This window comes from Streptomyces sp. SD15 (assembly GCF_054462255.1).
Genome location: NZ_JBTLMO010000068.1, coordinates 1 through 16,209, shown reverse-complemented (window position 1 = coordinate 16,209; position 16,209 = coordinate 1). Strand labels below are relative to the sequence as shown.

Below are 16,209 nucleotides of genomic sequence, written 5' to 3'. Positions count from 1 at the left end.
CCGGCCACGCGCCGACCACCCGCCGGCCACGCACTGAAGAACCGTTACGTCATAAACCTTGTCGTGTCATGTGCGCGTCATTAGCTTCTTACCTGACTCACACCTTCCGGAAATGCGCCACCGCAAGCATGAGCTCGCTCACCCCCCAAAGCCCCCCCACTCCAAGGGAGTTCGCATGCTGCCCAAGGTCTACGCGCGTCGACGACTGAGCATACTCGCAGCCTTCACCGGTCTGATAGCCATGGTCGGGATATTCAACGGCCCGACCGCCTCCGCCGCCCTTCCCACCCCGGTCAGCGGCGCCACCGCGCGCAGCTACCTCGCGTCCCTCACCGTGGCCACGGAGGACCGCACCGGCTACAGCCGCGACCTCTTCAACCACTGGATCACCATCTCCGGCACCTGCGACACCCGTGAGACGGTCCTCAAGCGCGACGGTTCGAACGTCGTCACCAGCTCCGCCTGCGCCGCCACCAGCGGCAGCTGGTACTCCCCGTACGACGGCGCCACCTGGACCGCCGCCTCCGACCTCGACATCGACCACCTGGTCCCGCTGGCCGAGGCCTGGGACTCCGGCGCCGACAACTGGAGCAGCACCCAGCGCCAGAACTTCGCCAACGACCTGACCCGCCCTCAGCTCATCGCCGTCACGGACAACGTGAACCAGTCGAAGAGCGACCAGGACCCGGCCACCTGGATGCCCTCGCGCACCGCGTACCGCTGCACGTACGCCCGCGCCTGGGTCCAGGTGAAGTACTACTACAACCTCTCCGTCGACTCCGCCGAGAAGAGCGCGCTCACGAGCTACCTCGCCCCCTGCTGATTCACCGGCTCCGGCCGGAACCTCCCCGCTCCCCTCCGTCGTTCCGTACCGTATGGGGCGACGGAGGAGGGTGATCACCATGGCGGAGCTGCGCCTGGGTCCGCTGCTGAGGTACGTCGACGGCTCGTCCGCGACCTTCTGGGTCGAGGCGAGCCGTCCGTGCACCGCCGAGGTGCGCTGCGCCGACGGCACCCGGGGCGAGGCCCCCACCTTCCAAATCTCGGGGCACCACTACGCGTTGGTGCCGGTGAGCGGACTGACCCCGGGCACGACCTCCGCGTACGAGGTACTGCTGGACGGCGCCACCGTCTGGCCCCCGCCCGACTCGCCTTTCCCGCCCTCGGTCGTCCGCACCCCGGGCGCCGAGAACCCCGTCCGGATCGCCTTCGGCTCCTGCCGCTGGGCCGCGCCGCCCGCGGGCGAGAAGGACCCGGTGGGCCCGGACGCGCTCGACACCCTGGCGGCCCGCATCGCCGGGGCCCCGGACGGCGAACGCCCCGACGTCCTTCTCCTGCTGGGCGACCAGGTGTACGCGGACGAGGTGTCCGACGCCACGCGCGCACGGATCGCCGCCCGTCGCGGCCTCGCGGACCCCCCGGGCCACCAGGTCGCGGACTACGAGGAGTACACGGGCCTCTACTACGAATCCTGGCTCGACCCCGAGATCCGCTGGCTGCTGTCCACCGTCCCCAGCTGCATGATCTTCGACGACCACGACGTCATCGACGACTGGAACACCAGCGCGGCCTGGCTCGCCGACATGCGGGCCACGGTGTGGTGGCGCGAGCGGTTGCTGAGCGGCCTGATGTCGTACTGGGTCCACCAGCACCTCGGCAACCTCTCGCCGCGCGAACTGGCCGACGACCCCTTGTACGCCGCCGTCCGCGAGACCCCCGACGGCACGGACGTGCTCCGCGCCTTCGCCGCCCAGTCCGACGCCGACCCGCCCTCGGTCCGCTGGAGCTACCGCCGCGACTTCGGCCGTGTGCGCGTCCTGATGGTGGACACCCGGGCGGCCCGGGTCCTGGACGAGAAGAACCGGGCGATGCTGGACCCGGGCGAGGCTCGGTGGCTGCGGGATCAGGCACTGGACAGGCCGGGCTCGTACGACCATCTCCTGATCGGCACCTCGCTGCCCTGGCTGCTCCCCCACCTCGTGCACGACGCCGAGGCGTGGAACGCGGCCCTGTGCCGGGGCGACCGGGGCGCGCGCTGGGCGCGGTTCGGGGAGAAGGTGCGCCGCCGGGCCGACCTGGAGCACTGGGCGGCGTTCCCCGCGTCCTTCGACGCGCTGGCGGATCTGATCGCCGAGGCGGGTTCGGGGCCCGGTGCGCCGGCCACCGTGGCGGTGCTGTCCGGGGACGTCCATCACGCGTACGTCGCGGAGCCCACGTGGCCCGAGGGCGTGCCCGGTCCCGACGCCCGCGTCCTGCAACTGACCTGCTCCCCCGTCCACAACTCCATCCCCCTGTCGATACGGCTCGGCTTCCGCTTCGGGTGGAGTGCGGTGGGCCGGGCGCTCGGGCGCCGGTTCGCCTGGCACGGCGAATACGCGCGCCCGCCCCTCGACTGGCGCAGAACGGGCGGACCTTGGTTCGGCAACCAGGTCATGACACTGACACTGCAGGGGCGTTCCGCGGGCCTTCGGCTGGAGCAGGCGCGGATGGAGAAGGACGGGGTCGCCCGCCTGAGGACGGTCACGGAGTCCACGCTCAGTTCGTGACAGTCGCCCGTAACAGCGCCTTGTATACGGCGTATTCGGTGGGCGACGTATCCGGTGTATCCGGCGTACGTGGTTATCGCGCGCGTCGCCCGTGATGCCCGTGACCCATCCCACACCGGGCGGCGATCCTCGCGCCCGGTGCTCGGCTCCCGTTCTCCCCGACGGCATGATGAGGCGGACCGTCCGCTTCCAGCGGGCGATTCCGCCGCCATGCGCCCCTCGTGCCCGGGAGTCACACCGTTGTCCGCACCGACCGTGGAATCCGCAGCGAACGCCGAGCCGGCCGAGGCCTCCGTCGCCCTGGTCGGGGCCGGACCGCGCGGCACCAGCGTCCTCGAACGTCTGTGTGCCTCCGCGCCGGAACTCCTCCCGCCCGGGGCACGGCTGACGGTGCATGTCGTCGACCCGTCACCGCCCGGCCCCGGCCGCGTCTGGCGCACCGCGCAGTCGCCGCACCTGCTGATGAACACGGTGGCCTCGCAGGTGACCCTGTTCACCGACGAGAGCGTGGACTGCTCGGGGCCGATATGTCCGGGGCCGAGCCTGCATGCTTGGGCGGCGGGCGAGCTGGGCCCCGACGACTATCCGACCCGCGCCCAGTACGGCCGTTACCTGGAGTGGGTCTTCGGCGAGGTGGTGCGCGGGGCACCGGCCGAGGTCCGCGTCGAGGTGCACGCGGCCCGCGCGACAGGACTGGACGACGCGCCCGACGGCCACCAGACCCTCACCCTCTCCTCCGGCCGCACCCTGTCGGGCCTCGCCGCCGTGGTCCTCGCGCAGGGCCACCTCCCGGTGCTCGCGGACCCCGCTCAACAGCGCCTCACCGCCCACGCCGAACGGCACGGCCTGCGCCACATCCCGCCCGCCAACCCGGCCGACGTCGACCTCTCCGCCCTCGCCCCCGGCGAGCCGGTCCTGCTGCGCGGCCTGGGCCTCAACTTCTTCGACCACATGGCCCTGTTGACGACGGGCCGCGGCGGCCACTTCACCCGTACCGCGGATGGCCTGCGCTATCTGCCCTCGGGCAACGAGCCCCGCCTGTACGCCGGTTCGCGACGCGGCATCCCGTACCAGGCCCGCGGCGACAACGCGAAGGGCCCGTACGGCCGCCACACCCCGCTCACCCTCACCGACGAGGTGATCTCCCGCTTCCGCAAGCGCGCGGACTCCGGTGACGCACCGGACTTCCTGCGCGAGATATGGCCCTTGGTCGCGAAGGAGGTGGAAACGGTCTATTACGAGGGGCTGTTGGGGCGGGCGCGAGGCGGCCCGGCCTTCAGGGACCGCTTCCTCGCCGTCCCGCACCGAAGCCCCCAAGAGGCCGACGTACTGGACGAGTTCGGCATCGCGCCCGCCGACCGCTGGTCCTGGGACCGCCTTTCGCGCCCGTACGCCGGACACACCTTCACCGACCCCGACGCATGGCGCGGCTGGCTGCTCGCCCATCTGCGCGAGGACGCCGAGCACGCCGCGCTCGGGAACGTCGAGGGACCCCTGAAGGCCGCCCTCGACGTGCTGCGCGACCTGCGCAACGAGCTGCGGCGGATCGTCGACCACGGCGGCCTGACCGGCACCTCCCGCCGGGAGCACCTGGACCGCTGGTACACACCGCTCAACGCCTTCCTCTCCATCGGCCCGCCGCGTCGACGCGTCGAGGAGATGACCGCGCTGATCGAGGCGGGCGTCCTGGACGTCCTGGGCCCGGGGCTGGAGGTGCGGCCCGAGGACGGGGCGTGGGTCGCGCGCTCCCCCGGGATACCGGGCTCGGCCGTACACGTGACGACCCTCATCGAGGCGCGGCTGCCCGAACCGGACCTCCGGCGGACCGCGGACGAACTCCTCGCCCGGCTGCTGAGTGCGGGCCGGTGCCGCCCGCACACCGTCGACGGTTACGAAACCGGAGGGCTGGACGTAACACCCCGGCCGTACCGTCTGATCGACCGTCAAGGTAGCCCGCACGCACGGCGGTTCGCCTTCGGCGTCCCCACGGAGGGCGTGCACTGGGTGACCGCGGCCGGAGCCAGACCAGGTGTGGATTCGGTCACGCTTTCGGACGCCGACGCGGTGGCGCGGGCGGCGCTACGTGCGGCGATGCCGCGAACGGAACCCCGAACGGGATCCAATCCATGGCTAAATATTGAACTTGCAAGTATTGATTAGGCTCCCCTAACGTTTGTGGCTCACTCGGTTCCGCCCCCCAGGATCCGGTTCCCCATGGACCGGACCAGACCGAAGGAGTCCCCCCACATGACCCAGATGACCGACCGTCTCCATAGCGCCCAGCCCTACGCCATCGGCCTGTTCCGCATCGTCGTGGGCCTGCTCTTCGCCGTGCACGGCGCCGCTTCCCTCTTCGGCGTCCTCGGCGGCGCCGCGGGCACCGACGGCGGCACCATCTCCGCAGGCACCTGGCCGGGCTGGTACGCGGCCGTGATCCAGCTGGTCGGCGGCGGCCTGGTGCTGCTGGGCCTCGGCACGCGCGGCGCGGCGTTCATCGCGTCGGGCTCGATGGCGTACGCGTACTTCGACGTGCACCAGTCGATGGCCCTGTGGCCGATCCAGAACGGCGGCGAACTCTCCGCGCTGTTCTGCTGGAGCATGCTGCTGCTGGTCTTCACCGGCTCCGGCGCCCTCGGTGTCGACCGGCTCTTCGCCGGACGCACCACCTCGGCCACCGAGGACAAGCGGACCTCGGAGCCCGTCGCGGCCTGACCCGCTCCCGCTCCGGCGCCCGCTTCCCCACCGGGAGGCGGGCGCCCTTCGCTCCCCGCCCTGTGCACCCGCCGTAATCAACGCATGCGCCCCCCGTGAACGTGCTGTCACACCCGCCGCGTACGCTGTATGGCTGTCACAGGCCGCCCTGCCGCTTTCCCCACGACGTAGCGGCGAGGTCATGCCCACGGGGGAGTACAGGGGAGTTTGTGGTGTTGGAGAGTGTGGGGGCGCTGACGGGCAGCCCATGGATCTACGCGGCAGTGGCCGTCTCGGTCGTTCTGGATGTCTTCCTGCCGGTGCTGCCGAGCGGCGTCCTGGTCATCGCGGCGGCCACGGCCGCGGCGGCGGGCTCCACCGGGGCCGTCCCGCAGGCGGTGCCCGACATCGTGGCGCTCACTCTCTCCGCGGCGACCGCCTCGGTCCTGGGCGATCTGGTGGCGTACCGGCTGGCCTGGCGCGGCGGCGAACGTCTGGACCGTGCGATAGCCCGCTCCCGCCGGCTCAGCAGCGCGCAGGAACGTCTCGGCGCGGTCCTCGCCCGCGGCGGCGGTGCCGGCGGCGCCCTGGTCGTCCTCGCCCGTTTCGCGCCCGCCGGACGCTCGGTCGTCTCGCTCGGCGCCGGCGCGGCCCACCGCCGAGTCCGCGAGTTCCTGCCCTGGTCCATCGTGGCGGGCCTGGCCTGGGCCGTGTACAGCGTCGCCCTCGGCTACTTCGGCGGCCAGTGGCTGGGTGCGACCTGGCTCGCCACCGGCGTCTCGTTCCTGGCGCTTTTCGGCGCGGGCGCGGGCGCGGCGTATCTGATGCGGCGCCCGGTTCCGGTTCCGGTTCCGGAGGAGTCGGGCAGCGGCGCCGCCTGAAGTATCCGGCGCTATCCGGCGCGCTGGGTCGCCGCCCCGCGTACCTCCAGGCCCCCGAGGAGCTCGGCCGTGGCTGCCGCGATCGCCTCGACCGCGTGGTCGAACACCTCACGGTTGTGAGCGGCCGGGGCGCGGAAACCGGACACCTTGCGGACGTACTGGAGGGCGGCGGCGCGGATCTCCTCCTCGGTGGCCTCTTCGGGGAGCACGGGCGGACGGAGCGTCTTGATGCTGCGGCACATACGTCCAGTCTCGCGCGTGGGCCGCGGACATGGTTCGGAAATCCCCCTGTTCCTTTCACCGTTTGCTGAGATGATCGACATCGAGGCGGCCACCTTTTGGGGCCGACCGACGAGAGGAATCGCACAGCCATGACGAAGGACGAACTGGACGGCCGGCTCACGGTCGCGGTACTGGGCCCGGGCGGCGTCGGCGGCCTGCTCGCCGCGCTGTTGTCCCGTGCCGGGCACCGGGTGATCTGCCTGGCCGGGGACGAGACCGCGAAGGCGTTGCGGGCGGACGGTATCCGCGTCCGCAGCGGCCGGTTCGGGGACTTCTCCGCTGCGGTCGAGGCGGACACGGGGCTGCGCGAACCGGTCGACGCCTGCCTGGTCGCGGTCAAGCACACGGTGCTCGACGCGGCCCTGGACCGCGTACCCCCGCAGGCGCTGGGCGACGGCCTGCTCGTACCGCTCCTGAACGGAATCGAACACCCGGCGACCCTCCGCGCCCGCTACCGCCCGGACCGTGTGGCACCGGCCGTCATCCGCGTCGAGTCGACCCGTACCGCCCCCGGCGTGATCGAACACGGCAGCCCCTTCGCGGAGGTCGACCTGACCGGCGACACGGTCCCGCGCGAACGGCTCGACGCGCTCGCCGGTGCGCTGGAGCCGACCGGTGTCCGCGTCCAGGTCAAGGACGACGAGGCGGCGACGCTGTGGGCGAAGATGTCGTTCCTCGCGCCGTTCGCGCTGCTGACCACCCGCTATGGGCTGCCGCTCGGCGACGTCCGCACGCTCCACCGCGAGGAGTTGACGGCCTTGGTCGAGGAGACCGCGGCCGTCAGCAGCGCGAGCGGCGCCCCCGCCGACCCGGCGGCCGCCCTCGCCCGCTACGACGCCTTCCCGCCCGCGACGAAGTCCTCCATGCAGCGCGACGCGGAGGCCGGCCGCACGCTCGAACTGGACGCGATCGGCGGCGCGTTGCTACGGGCCGCGGACCGGCACGGGGTGGCCGTGCCGGTCGCGGGTGAGCTGGTGCGGGAGCTGGCGGGCCGGGCCGGTCACTGACCCCAGGCCCAGGACCCACGGGTGACTGGTGACTCGCCGCGGTTCACACGTGAACCTTCGCGGGTCACCCGTGGGTCTTGGCCACCAGCTCCAGAATCTCGTCCGTCGTGCCGGTCTCACCGAGGCGGGGGAAGATCCGCTCGACGCTGTTGCGGTGGGTGTCGATGTCGATGTCGGACATGGCGTCGGTGGCCAGGGTGACGTGGTAGCCGTGCTCGTGGGCGGCGCGGGCGCTGGACTCCACGCCGATGCTGGTGGCGATGCCGGCCAGCACGATCTGGGTGATCCCGCGACGGCGCAGCTGAAGGTCGAGGTCGGTGCCGTAGAAGGCGCCCCAGTTCCGCTTGGTCACGGTGATGTCCTCGGGGTGCCCGGCCAGCTCGTCGACGATGACGTCCCAGCCCTCCGGCCAGGTGCGGGAGCGGCTGGGGCCATCGATGCGGCCGCGCACGGCGTCCGCTCCGTCGGCGGCCGCGGTGACGCGTACGAGGACGACCGGAAGGCCGTGCCCACGGAAGGCGTCGGCGAGCCGGCCCGCGCGCGCCACGACGTCCGCGGCGGCATACGGGGCGAGGTGCGGGTTCCCGACGATGCCCTGCTGCAGGTCGATGAGGACGAGCGCGGTACGCGGGTCGAGCGTGGTGGTAGCCATGGTCAGGCCTTTCCAGGGTTGGGGCGTGTGAGGGTGCGCAGGTGCGGAGGCATCGGTCCAGCAGGGTCACCGCCAGGAGCAGCAGGGCTCCGGCGCGCGTGAAGAGGACCAGGTCGTGCAGGCCGCCGGTCGAAGGCGTCGGCGGGGGGCGGGCCCGGCTGTCGCACCGTTGATCACGTCGTCGGCCGGGTGAGGCGCTCCAGCACGGCCATCGCCTCGATGACGGTCTGCCGCTCGGCCTCGGTGCAGTGGTCCTGGAAGGCCCGGGCCAGCCACTCCTCGCGGGCCTGCCGGGTGCCCTCGATACGCTCACGACCGGCGTCGGTCAGCGTGACGAGCTGCCGTCGGCCGTCCCCGGGGTCCGGGTTGCGCTGGATCAGCCCGTGCTGCTCGAGCGCGGCGAGCGTGGCCGCCATGGACTGCGGCCGAACCCCCTCGGTGGCCGCCAGCCCACTGGCCGTGGCGGCCCCACTCTTGCTCAGCAGCGTGAGCGCGGAGACCTGCGACGGCGTGAGGTCCGTCGCGGTCCCGGCGACTTCCCTGATCTTCCGCTGCAACCGGCTGAACGCCACCTGCAGATCCATGGCCGCACGGGCGGCGGATCCGGAGACGCCCTCGGTGTTGTCGTCGTAGTCGCCGTCGTCCATCCGCCCAGGCTAAAATCTTCAGCCCAGACTGTCCAGTTGAAACTGAACAGTCTGGGCTGCTCAACTCGTCCGGCGCAGCCTCCGGACAGACAACGGCGGCGAAATCCACGGGCGTTCCGATCACGGCCCGGGCAGGATGCCCCCGTGAACCACGTCCTGTGCGGGCTCGCCGCCAACGCGGCCCTGCCCCCCGAGCTGATCGACCGGCTGATCACGGTCGAGGACGCCGACATCGCCACACACCTCGCGGCTCGCACGGACCTCAGCCACGCCCAGGCGGTCGCGCTGGCCACGCGCGCCGAGGAGACCGCCGTACAACTCGCCTACGAGGGGCGCCTGACCGCCGCCGACGTCGACCCCGGGACCCAGCCGCACGCCGCGCTCGCCCTGCTCGACACGCACGCCGGCCGCCCGGAGTGGACGCGCCGTTTCGCGGCGGATCCGGTTGTCGAGCGCCGGGAGAAGCTGGCTGCCTGCCCCGGCCTTCCCTCCGACGTACGGGAGACACTCGCCGCCGACTCGGAGGTACAGGTCGTCGCCGAGCTCGCTCTGTGGACCACGCCGGACATGGCGGCCCGGCTCGCGCGGCATCCGTATGCCGAGGTCCGCCGCTCGGTGGCCGCCAACGAGGCAACTCCACCGGCCGTGCTGGCCATGCTCATCACGGGCGAGGGGCTGCCTCCGGCACAGCGGTGCCTGGACTGCGACCGCGACCGGCCCCCGCTCGTACCCGACCGGCGAAACCCGCGCCCGGCCGACGATGTGCCCTCGGGTGCCTGCTGCACCGGCTCCCACGAGTCCACTGCTCAGGAGATGTGGCAACAGGCGCTGCGGAACCCGGCCACGCCCGCCAAGGCCGTCGTCGGCTTCGCCGACCACCCGTCGTGGCTGCTGCGCTGCCAACTCGCCGCCCGCCCCGACCTGCCGCCGGAGGTGTGGGAACGGCTCGCCGATGACCCCGTTCCCGGTGTCCGAGCCGCCCTCGCCGAGAACGCCGCCATCGACGCCGCCCGGATCCGCGCACTGGCCACCGATCTCGGCCACGACGTGCGGCGCGGACTCGCGCACAATCCCCATGTGCCGCTCGATGTGCTCACCGCCTTGGCGGGCGCCATCAGGATCGGCCCGACCCTGTTGCCACGGATCGCCGCCGCCTCTCCGGTCGAGGTGGAGGATCTGGCCAAGTCGCCGAACCCGGCCGTACGGATGCTCCTGGCCGAACGGCGCGATCTGCCGACCGGGATCCGCGACGCGCTCGCCGCCGACCCCGACGCGAAGGTGGCCACGTCCGTCGCACCGCACCCGGGCCTCTCCGAAACCCAGCTGCGCACCATGGTCGACCGGCACGGAGTCAAGGTCCTCGCGAAGGTGGCGGCCAACCCCGACGCGTCGCCGTCCCTGCTGGAGGACGTCACCCGGCACGAACCGCCGGCGCACAAGGCGTTCCGCGAGGTGGCCCGGCACCGGAACGCGACGCCCGCGTCGCTGCTCGCCTGCGTGACGGACAGGCGGGCGAGACCCATAGCCGCGGGCCACCCGTCCCTGCCTCCACCGGTCATCGTCGAACTGCTCGCCGACCACGACTGGCGCGTGGTGGAAGCGGCCGCAGCCAACCCGTCACTCCCCCCGGCCGTGATGTCGGAACTGACGCCGTCCTGAGTCGGCGGCCGACTGCTCGCCCTCGAGCCGCCCGCTCCAACCCCGGGCCGCAGTACCTTCCCCCGCCGGCCCTCACGCCGCCGCGTCGTACGCGGCCCGCAACCGGACGCCGCCGCCGGTCCGGGGCTGCGGGGCGCGCTCCGCGAACACAGCCAGACGCAGCACGAGATAGCGGCCGATCCCGACGAGCGCGGTGGCCGACAGGTACACCGTCTGCTGCAGGACGAGTCCGGCGCCGGGACGGAGCGCGGCCAGCAAGCCGACCGCGGCGGACGTGACCAGCCAGCCGAGGGCAATGGTGGCCGCGCTCTTCAGATGGCCGGCCAGACCGGGCCGCCCGTGGCCGAACGAGACGCGGGCGTGCAGCTCGGTGGCGACCACGGTGGAGGCAACGGTGGTCAGCGCGTTCGCCGCCATCCACGGGATCCACTGCGAAAGCAGGACCAGGGCCGCCGAGGCCGCCAGGGTGACCCCGCTGCCCAGCCCGGCGAAGCGCCCGAAGGCCGCCGCGTGCCGACGGATCAGTCGCAGGCCGTTCATGGTGATCCCCTCCCGGTCCGCTGCCCCCGGCGGGGCCGTCGTCGTCATGCCGCAGAGCGTGGCCGACCCCCCATTCACCGCGGTTTCAGAGCGTTCTCAGGGGTGCCGGCGGTGGTGAAACCGGTGCGGCGATACACCGCCGCCCCCTCGACCGTGATCAGCTGCTCAATGGACTGGAGTTGATCACCAACCTTCGATGGCAATGATCAAGGTTCGCTGTCACAGGCCACCCCTTCGCGTGAAGTCCCCGAAGGAACTCGCACCTCAAATTCGAACAGGCGTACCATTGCGGCGTGGCTGCGACCTATGACTTCCCGAGTGACCTCCTGGCCGGCCAGGAGGAGCTGCATCAGGTCCGGGCCGAGCTCCTGGCCCTGCTGAAACGACTTCCCTGGTCGGTAGAACCTCTGGACGGCTTCAGCGACACGGGCGGCTGGCGCAAGGTGGAACGCCCCGCCTCCCCCGGCTGGACCGCCGACGAACAGGCCGAGGTGGAAAAACTCCGACAGCGGGAGCGTGAACTCGCCGTCTTCGTGACCTGCCACCGCTTCTGGTCGGAGGTCGCACCCGCGGATACGGTCGAAGCGCGCGCGAGACTGAAGCACACCCACGAAGTCCTCTCACCTGAACACCCGTCATAAGGACGAGCCGTCTGGCGGACTACCTGCGCTTCACCACCCTCGGCGACGGAGGGGCGGGCCGCCGACAGCCCGCTCCTCAGATCAGCCCCGCCGCGCCGCAACCGCGCCCGTGTACGTCTCCCGCGTCAGGTCTTCCATTCCGACCCCAAGGTCGGCGAACACCGCTCGGACAACGTCCAGCGCCGCGCTCACCGCGCTCTCCTCCACGAGCGTCTCGATTTCCAGGAACGTCCCGTCGATTTCGGGCACGCGCACAAGCGTTGCGAGCATCCGGCGGCCGTGCGCCTCGAACTCGTAGTTCCGGCACCGTTTCTCGAACGCGATGACCTCGACGTGGCCGAGGCTCCGCAGGATGGCGTGCGCCGCATCGGCGTCCTCGACGCACGTCTCGTACTCGGGCTTGGATCCCGAGGCCTCATCGATCGAGGCGTCCTTGAAGGTGAGCACCGTACGAGTGCCGTGGGTGCCGTGTACCGTGCGAACGCGCAACTCCTGGTCCGCCTTCTCCAAAGAGCCGTCCGGCCGGTCGTAGTACGTATCCCGGTACACGTCGACACGGGCCACTGCCAGCCGGTCGAGGTGCCGCGTGACCGCCTCGGGCGAGTGAACCCGTGCCTTCAACTCCGCCTCGATCACGAACCGATCCCCTCTCCGTTCAGACTGTGCGCTGCGCGCCGTCGATGATCGCCTCGAACATCCTGCGAAACCCGCGGAACAGGGGCCCGTGCGGTGTTTCCATCACCTTGTACGTCGCGCTCTCATGACCCTCCCACCCCACGTCGAAGGCGCTGACGAACACCGTGGAGTCCGTGCGGATGAGCCGCCATGTGGGCAGCATGCGGTACCGCCACACGCTGATGTCGCACGAGTCGGCCAACTCACGCAACCGCACCTCGGCGAGCCTCACGCCACCGGCCAGGGATTCGGCGGACTCTCCGATCTCGGCCGCCCGTTGAGTCAAGGCGTCGCTGTCCGGATCGAGGAGAGCGATCCGAATCCGGAGGCCCCCCCATCGTGCCTGACGGCTACCCCTGGGGGGAAACCCGTATGGCCAGGGGGCCGTGACCTGGACGTTCGCCGTCCGGCCTCGTAGTTGATCTGTCCCTGGCTGTCGCGGTCGGTCACTGCCGAGCGGCGTCGCACGGCCCAGGGACGGCCCAGAGACGATCACTCGGCAGTCGTCCTCCATTCGTCGAGCCGGACCCTCACCTGATGCTCGTTGTGGTCGTGCCACAAGACCTCACCCTCACGGCAGGCCTCGACAGCAGGCAGCTCCATTCCGTAGGGCATCGCCGTTATCTGAGCCAGGACCACGGCGTTCGGGAGACCTTCGACACGGATGAAGACGCCGAAGGGCTGGCGCACGACAACCTCTCCAGCGACGCGAGCCCCAACGGGTAGAGCTGCGACGGTTGCTGCCCAGCTCCGCAGAACGGCATCCACTGCCGGCACCTTGTGGCCTGTGGGTCGCGTGTATTCGTCCATGGACAGATCATGACCGCACCGGAGGCCTGGACCATCACCTTGTAAAGGCGGACGTGATCGGTAGCAGAGACGCCGAGGTCACCCCGTCTGTAGCGCCAGCCCAGTTCAGCGACGCATCTCGACTGCGGAGAGCCGTCGTTGACCGTGATTGACCGCATGATGTGGCACGACTATGGCACGCGACCGCTTCGTCCCGAAGCAACTTGGGTGGGGCGCTGCCCTGGGCTGGTGCGCCTCTCACCTGCGCTGATGGTCCGCAGGCGTTCGCGCTCGTCCGCGGTTGTTCGTCGGCGTTGTCACGCAGTTAGACACGCGCACGTACGCCTAGCGAGATCTTACGGCCCAGTTACCCAGGGGCGATTAGCCCGCCCGCTCGCGTACCGCTCCGGCCGGTAGAAAGGGTACGTGGAGCAATCCAAGTGGTTGCCCCTTGGGAGCCGCTCTAGGGTCGAGATCAGAGCCCGAAGGAGCAGACGATGGTAGACCCGGACTGGCAGCACACGGGGGAACCACGTCGTAAAGAACCACCTGCACCTTATCTACCGTCCGCGCCTGCGCCGTCCCGGCTGCCCCCTCCTCCTCAGACCCCGCCGCCTGACACGTGGCAACGTCACAGCGCGGGAGGGGAGGAGCTCATTGATCTGGCGTACGAGGCGGCCACGGCCAAACTGGCGAGTCAGACGAGTGCTTTTGAAAGCCTCAGAACCCGGGCGTCAGGAATCCTCAGCGTTGCAGCACTTGTGGCCTCCTTCTCGGCCGGACTGGGGTTGGTCAATACATACCCGGCGCAGGGCAGATCTCTGCCTGTGTGGGCGCCATGGGCCCTGTTCGGAGTCCTCCTGTCTCTCGGGTGCTGCGCCTTCGTCATCCTGCTTCCGACGCGGCAGTGGCTGCACGGTCCATCGGCTCGGATCATCATGGAAATGTGGCGCGACGGTTCGGACACGAGGGACGCGAAGGTGAACATGACCGCCGCGATGGTGGACGCCCAGCGCCGGAACAGCGAAGCGCTGGGCAGACGGTCCCTGGCCTACCGGGTGGCCGTCCTACTCCTCCTAGGCCAGATCCTGACCCTCATCGTGGCCGTGGCGCAGTCCTCGGCTGTCTAGGACCAAATGCCAGTCAACGCCAGCTGGTATCTCCGTTCACCTAAGTGTTTCGACTTGCCGCGCGATCAGAGAGTCATCAGCTTGGGAAGCTGCGGTCATTTGGGGATGGTTCGGGCGCTGACCTGGGCAAAAGCCCGCGGTTCGGCCACGTCGGGCCTGGCGGCCTTCACCGTGTTTCCCCGCTGGTCCCCGCCCTATCTGGGTGCGCTTGTGGTGCGTTCGTCGACGTCTCGCGCTACTCGGCAGGCCTGCAGATCCACACGTGTTTCGTTGTTGCCCCGCCTGAGAATGACATGCGCCGGTCGGAACGGCAGACTGCGCAGAGTCGGCTCCAGGACCTTGAACAGAGCATCGGCATCGGGTCCGTAGGCGTACACGACGGCTTCGCCTCCTCCGAACTCGTTCCCGTCGACCTCCCCGACGCCTGCCTTCTCGGTCGCTTCCTCCATCGCCTGTTCGGCTTCGTAGATTCGCTCGCGCTGATCGACATCGCCGAAACCGTCACTGGCAAGCCGGAAGTGTGCAATGACGGCATGCTCCTCAGGGGCAATGGGTGTCTCCATGCCGGACACACTGCCATCGGGGTCTGACACTCTCACCGCTGTGTCCGACTCGGATCCGCCCCACCAACACGCTTTCCAACTGTGTTGGTGCCTCGCGGGGCCGCGTACAGGGCCGTTCACCTGGGTTCGTGCGCGGCCAGCCTCTGGGAGGGGCCCGGCTTCCGGTCTCATGTGAACAGAGGTGAACCGGGCTGAATGAGACGGAAATTGAGACGGGCTATGGCCGCGGGGACCGCTTGTGGTGCACGCCGTGGTGAGCGAGCGGTGACCACTCCGGGACAGACATTCCTCCATCGGGTGTCTCATGGCACACCTGTCCGGTGAACTCGGGCACCCATACGGCTCATTCGTTCGAGTCGACTCCCTCGAACGAGGTACCCGCAGTCAATTCTGCGATGCGTGATCAAGAACCTCAGGCGTGCCGGGATGGCGGCCGCACTCGTTGTCATGCCCCTCGTGGCACCCACTCCGGCTCATGCGCATGACCGGTCCACCGAGACGTACACACTCCCGATGGCGGCCGCGGTCCACCTCCTCCCCCTTGCGGCGGAGGTCCGGGACGGCTACCAGCGCAGCAGCTTCAAGCACTGGAACGCGGGCCAGAACCCCACCGACAGCTGCAACACGCGAGCGGAGGTGCTCATCTCCGAGGCGGTCAACCCGCCTGAGGTCCTCCCCGGCTGCAAGCTCTCAGGAGGGCGATGGTGGTCGTACTACGACGCAAAATGGGTCACCGCGGCCTCCGCCCTGGACGTCGACCACATGGTGCCGCTCGCGGAGGCCTGGGACTCCGGGGCATCGCAATGGACTGCCCAGCGGCGTGAGGCCTACGCCAACGACATCGACGCCCAGACCTCCCTTGTCGCCGTCTCCGCGGCTTCGAACCGCAGCAAAGCCGACCAGGACCCGGCCGAGTGGCTGCCGCCGGCCATCGACGTCACGTGCCGATACACCTCGGAGTGGATCGCAACCAAGCTCCGCTGGGGACTCACCATCGACGCCGTCGAACTCGAAGCACTCACACAACTCGCGGAAGCCTGCCCCGTGACCATCGTGACCTACGAGTCCGCTCCATAAAACTGTGGCCCCGCCCCATCAACGGGTGGGGCCACCAACGGGCACTCCAGCCAGAGCGGATTGAGCAGGCGCCCGCGGTGGTGTCCTGCGGCGGAACGGCTTCCCGCGGATCTGGCTCCGCGCCCTCGACGCGACCGGTCTCGGTGACGTCCACTTTCACAACCTCCGACAGACCGGCAACACCCTCGCCGCGACCGGCGGCGCCACCACCCGCGAGCTGATGCATCGGAGGGGCCACTCGTCGGGCGGGCCGCGCTGATCTCTCAGCACCTCTTCAACGGCCGGGACCACGAGATCGCCGACTACGTGACGCGCAGATCAGGAAGGTGCAGTGGACTCCACGTGGACCTAGCCCCGGGCTTTCGCGAGTGGGCCTGTCCAGGTCTTGATCAAATAAATGGAGAGTGCTGCTGACCTGCAACGATGGGA

General features: G+C 70.3%; 18 protein-coding genes. 10 read left to right on the top strand and 8 right to left on the bottom strand.

Features of this window, described 5'->3' with window-relative positions; genetic code table 11:
- Nucleotides 1–178 precede the first annotated feature (178 nt).
- The 5 genes from ACX28W_RS38905 (at nt 179) to ACX28W_RS38885 (ending at nt 6,118) form a co-directional block, all read left to right on the top strand.
- Nucleotides 179–823, top strand: coding sequence for an HNH endonuclease family protein (locus ACX28W_RS38905; RefSeq protein ID WP_459004875.1), 645 nt, complete (start codon nt 179–181; stop codon nt 821–823).
- 79 nt (nt 824–902) lie between these two features.
- Nucleotides 903–2,546, top strand: coding sequence for an alkaline phosphatase D family protein (locus ACX28W_RS38900; protein WP_459004854.1), 1,644 nt, complete (start codon nt 903–905; stop codon nt 2,544–2,546).
- A gap of 210 nt (nt 2,547–2,756) precedes the next feature.
- Nucleotides 2,757–4,706, top strand: a complete 1,950-nt coding sequence (locus ACX28W_RS38895; protein ID WP_459004853.1) for an FAD/NAD(P)-binding protein — start codon at nt 2,757–2,759, stop codon at nt 4,704–4,706.
- A gap of 96 nt (nt 4,707–4,802) precedes the next feature.
- Nucleotides 4,803–5,258, top strand: coding sequence for a DoxX family protein (locus tag ACX28W_RS38890; protein ID WP_459004874.1), 456 nt, complete (start codon nt 4,803–4,805; stop codon nt 5,256–5,258).
- A gap of 212 nt (nt 5,259–5,470) precedes the next feature.
- Nucleotides 5,471–6,118: a DedA family protein gene (locus ACX28W_RS38885; protein WP_459004852.1), complete on the top strand. Its 648-nt coding sequence runs from the start codon at nt 5,471–5,473 to the stop codon at nt 6,116–6,118.
- 11 nt (nt 6,119–6,129) lie between these two features.
- Here the strand turns inward: ACX28W_RS38885 and ACX28W_RS38880 are convergent, their stop codons facing one another.
- Nucleotides 6,130–6,360, bottom strand: a complete 231-nt coding sequence (locus ACX28W_RS38880) for a DUF2277 domain-containing protein (RefSeq protein ID WP_362087584.1) — start codon at nt 6,358–6,360, stop codon at nt 6,130–6,132.
- 129 nt (nt 6,361–6,489) lie between these two features.
- Here ACX28W_RS38880 and ACX28W_RS38875 point away from each other — a divergent pair, with 129 nt between their 5' ends.
- Entirely contained in the window at nt 6,490–7,407 is a 918-nt protein-coding gene (locus ACX28W_RS38875) for a ketopantoate reductase family protein (RefSeq protein ID WP_459004851.1), read from the top strand.
- Between the two features lie 64 nt (nt 7,408–7,471).
- Here ACX28W_RS38875 and ACX28W_RS38870 read toward each other — a convergent pair whose 3' ends face one another.
- Nucleotides 7,472–8,059 (bottom strand): hydrolase, encoded by a 588-nt coding sequence (locus tag ACX28W_RS38870; RefSeq protein WP_459004850.1) that lies wholly within the window; start codon nt 8,057–8,059, stop codon nt 7,472–7,474.
- 173 nt (nt 8,060–8,232) lie between these two features.
- A complete protein-coding gene (locus ACX28W_RS38865; RefSeq protein WP_459004849.1) occupies nt 8,233–8,706 on the bottom strand; it encodes a MarR family winged helix-turn-helix transcriptional regulator in 474 nt (157 codons plus the stop codon).
- A gap of 144 nt (nt 8,707–8,850) precedes the next feature.
- Between ACX28W_RS38865 and ACX28W_RS38860 the strand changes: the two genes are divergently transcribed.
- Nucleotides 8,851–10,365 carry a hypothetical protein gene (locus tag ACX28W_RS38860; protein ID WP_459004848.1) on the top strand — a complete coding sequence of 505 codons (1,515 nt, stop codon included), beginning with the start codon at nt 8,851–8,853 and terminating at the stop codon, nt 10,363–10,365.
- A 72-nt stretch (nt 10,366–10,437) separates the two neighbouring features.
- Here the strand turns inward: ACX28W_RS38860 and ACX28W_RS38855 are convergent, their stop codons facing one another.
- Complete coding sequence (locus ACX28W_RS38855; protein WP_459004873.1) at nt 10,438–10,905, bottom strand: GtrA domain-containing protein; 468 nt, start codon at nt 10,903–10,905, stop codon at nt 10,438–10,440.
- Between the two features lie 293 nt (nt 10,906–11,198).
- On the opposite strand from ACX28W_RS38855, the gene ACX28W_RS38850 reads away from it, so the two are divergent.
- Nucleotides 11,199–11,546: a hypothetical protein gene (locus tag ACX28W_RS38850; protein ID WP_459004847.1), complete on the top strand. Its 348-nt coding sequence runs from the start codon at nt 11,199–11,201 to the stop codon at nt 11,544–11,546.
- An 81-nt stretch (nt 11,547–11,627) separates the two neighbouring features.
- Here ACX28W_RS38850 and cyaB read toward each other — a convergent pair whose 3' ends face one another.
- From cyaB to ACX28W_RS38835, 3 genes are all read right to left on the bottom strand, one after another.
- Nucleotides 11,628–12,182 carry a class IV adenylate cyclase gene (gene cyaB / locus ACX28W_RS38845; protein WP_459004846.1) on the bottom strand — a complete coding sequence of 185 codons (555 nt, stop codon included), beginning with the start codon at nt 12,180–12,182 and terminating at the stop codon, nt 11,628–11,630.
- A gap of 19 nt (nt 12,183–12,201) precedes the next feature.
- Nucleotides 12,202–12,507, bottom strand: a complete 306-nt coding sequence (locus ACX28W_RS38840; protein WP_459004845.1) for a hypothetical protein — start codon at nt 12,505–12,507, stop codon at nt 12,202–12,204.
- A 206-nt stretch (nt 12,508–12,713) separates the two neighbouring features.
- Nucleotides 12,714–13,031, bottom strand: coding sequence for a hypothetical protein (locus ACX28W_RS38835; protein ID WP_459004844.1), 318 nt, complete (start codon nt 13,029–13,031; stop codon nt 12,714–12,716).
- A gap of 923 nt (nt 13,032–13,954) precedes the next feature.
- Between ACX28W_RS38835 and ACX28W_RS38830 the strand changes: the two genes are divergently transcribed.
- Nucleotides 13,955–14,140, top strand: coding sequence for a hypothetical protein (locus ACX28W_RS38830; RefSeq protein ID WP_459004843.1), 186 nt, complete (start codon nt 13,955–13,957; stop codon nt 14,138–14,140).
- Between the two features lie 194 nt (nt 14,141–14,334).
- On the opposite strand, the gene ACX28W_RS38825 is transcribed toward ACX28W_RS38830, so the two are convergent.
- The gene (locus ACX28W_RS38825; protein ID WP_459004842.1) at nt 14,335–14,703 is read right to left on the bottom strand and encodes a hypothetical protein; all 369 of its coding nucleotides are present in this window, start codon (nt 14,701–14,703) and stop codon (nt 14,335–14,337) included.
- Between the two features lie 399 nt (nt 14,704–15,102).
- Here ACX28W_RS38825 and ACX28W_RS38820 point away from each other — a divergent pair, with 399 nt between their 5' ends.
- Nucleotides 15,103–15,780: an HNH endonuclease family protein gene (locus ACX28W_RS38820; RefSeq protein WP_459004841.1), complete on the top strand. Its 678-nt coding sequence runs from the start codon at nt 15,103–15,105 to the stop codon at nt 15,778–15,780.
- The last annotated feature ends 429 nt before the right edge of the window (nt 15,781–16,209 follow it).

What these genes read in the sequence shown, in the direction of transcription:
- ACX28W_RS38900 (WP_459004854.1), top strand. Translation starts at nt 903, where the DNA reads ATGGCGGAGCTGCGCCTGGGTCCGCTGCTGAGGTACGTCGACGGCTCG.
- ACX28W_RS38895 (WP_459004853.1), top strand. Translation starts at nt 2,757, where the DNA reads ATGCGCCCCTCGTGCCCGGGAGTCACACCGTTGTCCGCACCGACCGTG.
- ACX28W_RS38890 (WP_459004874.1), top strand. Translation starts at nt 4,803, where the DNA reads ATGACCGACCGTCTCCATAGCGCCCAGCCCTACGCCATCGGCCTGTTC.
- ACX28W_RS38880 (WP_362087584.1), bottom strand. Translation starts at nt 6,360, where the DNA reads ATGTGCCGCAGCATCAAGACGCTCCGTCCGCCCGTGCTCCCCGAAGAG.
- ACX28W_RS38875 (WP_459004851.1), top strand. Translation starts at nt 6,490, where the DNA reads ATGACGAAGGACGAACTGGACGGCCGGCTCACGGTCGCGGTACTGGGC.
- ACX28W_RS38870 (WP_459004850.1), bottom strand. Translation starts at nt 8,059, where the DNA reads ATGGCTACCACCACGCTCGACCCGCGTACCGCGCTCGTCCTCATCGAC.
- ACX28W_RS38865 (WP_459004849.1), bottom strand. Translation starts at nt 8,706, where the DNA reads ATGGACGACGGCGACTACGACGACAACACCGAGGGCGTCTCCGGATCC.
- ACX28W_RS38855 (WP_459004873.1), bottom strand. Translation starts at nt 10,905, where the DNA reads ATGAACGGCCTGCGACTGATCCGTCGGCACGCGGCGGCCTTCGGGCGC.
- ACX28W_RS38835 (WP_459004844.1), bottom strand. Translation starts at nt 13,031, where the DNA reads ATGGACGAATACACGCGACCCACAGGCCACAAGGTGCCGGCAGTGGAT.
- ACX28W_RS38830 (WP_459004843.1), top strand. Translation starts at nt 13,955, where the DNA reads ATGTGGCGCGACGGTTCGGACACGAGGGACGCGAAGGTGAACATGACC.
- ACX28W_RS38825 (WP_459004842.1), bottom strand. Translation starts at nt 14,703, where the DNA reads ATGGAGACACCCATTGCCCCTGAGGAGCATGCCGTCATTGCACACTTC.